The sequence below is a fragment of the Streptomyces sp. 8K308 genome (genome assembly GCF_004348315.1).
In the GTDB taxonomy this organism is placed as follows: domain Bacteria; phylum Actinomycetota; class Actinomycetes; order Streptomycetales; family Streptomycetaceae; genus Streptomyces.
In genome coordinates, this window is record NZ_SMKC01000561.1 from 1 (window position 1) to 2,284 (window position 2,284).

At 69.6% G+C, this 2,284-nt stretch carries 1 protein-coding gene and 1 pseudogene; one reads left to right on the forward strand and one right to left on the reverse strand.

Going from position 1 to position 2,284, the window contains the following annotated elements; translation table 11 throughout:
* Positions 1-34 precede the first annotated feature (34 nt).
* Positions 35-1,687, reverse strand: coding sequence for an extracellular solute-binding protein (locus E1265_RS35660; RefSeq protein WP_132935090.1), 1,653 nt, complete (start codon positions 1,685-1,687; stop codon positions 35-37).
* 331 nt (positions 1,688-2,018) lie between these two features.
* Here E1265_RS35660 and E1265_RS35665 point away from each other — a divergent pair.
* A pseudogene (locus tag E1265_RS35665) lies at positions 2,019-2,284 on the forward strand (hypothetical protein); the annotation flags it as partial.

The window sequence follows — 2,284 nt, forward strand, 5'->3', positions numbered from 1 at the left end:
CTGTGGGTGGGGGGAGGCCGACGGGGCGGGGCCGCTAGGCGGCGCCGCCTTCCTCGTCGAGCAGTCGCTGGTAGAAGTCGCGCAGTTCGTCGCCGCCGTCGCGGCGCCAGTCGTCGACGGCGTTGCGCACGTCGCGGATTGAGGCCCGGCCGCGGCACATGTCGTCCTCCAGGTCGGCGAAGCTGTCCGAGATGCCGGACAGCCGGGCGGGCTCCTGGATCTGCCGGCCGCTGAAGAGCCAGTCCTCGCCGAAGACGAAGTTCCGCTGCTGCCAGGCGGTGTAGTCCTCGACGACCTGCGGCAGGTCGGGGAAGGCGATGAAGGTCTGCGGCTGGCAGATGAAGGGGTAGGTCTCCGGGACGACCTCGGCGGTGCCCTGGTCGGTGCGGACCGGCAGCCCGTCCTCCAGGGTGTAGTGGGTGCCCTCGAGGCCCCACTGCTTCAGCCGCTGCTCCACCGTGCCGTACGGGGCGGCGGCGAAGTTGGCCAGCTCCAGCGCCGCCCGGATGCGGTCCTCGGAGAGGTTCCTGTTGACGAACGTCCAGATGCCCGAGCCGTTTGCCCGGTACAGTACGGGATCGCCGCCGTCCGGGGCGAAGAAGTCGAAGGCGTTCATGCGGAAGTCGGGGTTCGACTGCTGCTGCTCCACGGCGATGGGATACCAGCTTCCGGGCCCCTGGATGAACATCAGGGCCTCGCCGGCGGTGAAGCGGGCCCTGGGGTCGCCGGTGGTGCCGATGGCGTCGGGGTGGACCACCCCGGCCTCGAACAGGCTGCGGTTCCACTCCAGGGCCTCGAGGTACAGCTCGGTCTCGCGTCGGTTGACCAGCCGGCCGTTCACCAGCTCCCACTCCGGGCTGCCGTACATGATCCCGCCGAACCACTTCATGTCCTCGCACGCCCACACCCGGTTGCGGGGGGAGGTGATGTCCCTGGCGAGGTCGAGGAACTCCCGGGCGCTGGTGGGCGGGGTCCAGCCGTTGGCGTCGAAGATGTCCTGCCGGTAGAAGGGGACGACCGTGTCGAGGGGGTTCGCCGGCAGGGGCAGGCCGCGCAGCGCGCCGCCGAAGACCGAAGGACCCCACGCCTCGGTGGGGATGGCGGCGAGGTTGGGGTAGTCGAGCACCCTGTCGCCGGAGAGGAAGGGCCCCAGGTCGGCGAAGCGGCTGGCGATGCCCTGCGGTATCTGGCCGGTGAGGTTCCATTCGGGGATACACACCAGGTCCGGGATGTCACTGGAGGCCAGGGTGGCGGCCAACTTGTCGCCGTAGGTGTTGCCGTGCTGGATCCGCCAGTCCACGCGAACGCCGCTGCCCTCGTCCATCGCCGTCCAGAACGGGTTGCCGGCCCGGGGCGGGGTGCCCCACAGCGGCGTCATGGCGCGGAGCCTCGCGCCGCCGCCCCGGGGCTCGGGCACGGAGACGCCCAACTCGTCATCGGGAATCCAGCGCGTGTAGCCGGGGCTTGAGCCGTGCTCGCTGGCGATATCGGGCTCGACCGCGGCATCCGACGCACGGTACGTCGGCAGCAGGGACCGCAGTTCGTCCTCGGAGACGCGTCCCTCCTGGCCCCGGCTGCCCTCGCCCCCGCAGGCGGAGAGCAGCGGCATCCCGCCGACCGCGGCGGTGGCGATGGCGGTGGAGGTGAGGAAGCTTCTCCGGCTCGGCCCGGAGCGTGAGTTCGGCATGACGTCGGCACCCCTTCGTGACACTGCGCCCCCCGCTCATACGTAACACGAATGATCGAAGCGCTTCGATGTTGCGGGAGGCTAGGAGCACTCGGCGGGTCGCACAAGACCCGCTGCAGAAGTTCGACCCGGAACTTGACAACGTCACTCGTTCGGAATTTCGGCATCTCAGTTGTTGTCGCGCGGGCTCTTGACAGGATCAAGACTTTGACTGAGCATCGAAGCGCTTCGACAGTGGCGCCGCTCTCGCCAGCCCGTCTCTGCGTCTGTCCTGTTATGCGTCCGGCTGCGCGTCACCCTGCCTTTGACCGCGACCCCAAGGGGATTTCTCGTGACCGCTGAACCGCTGCCGTTTCGCGATGCGCGTCTGTCGACGCCGGAGCGGGTCGCCGACCTGCTGGCACCCCTGACCGTGGATGAGCGCATCGCGATGCTCCCCGCGCAAGCGCCCGCCGTGGCAGAGCTCGGCCTGTCGGCGTTCCACACTGGGCAGGAAGCGCTGCATGGCGTGGCCTGAATGGGCCGGGCCACCGTCTTTCCTCAGGCGGTGGGGCTGGGCGCGACCTTCAACGACGACCTGGTGCGCCGGGTGGGGGA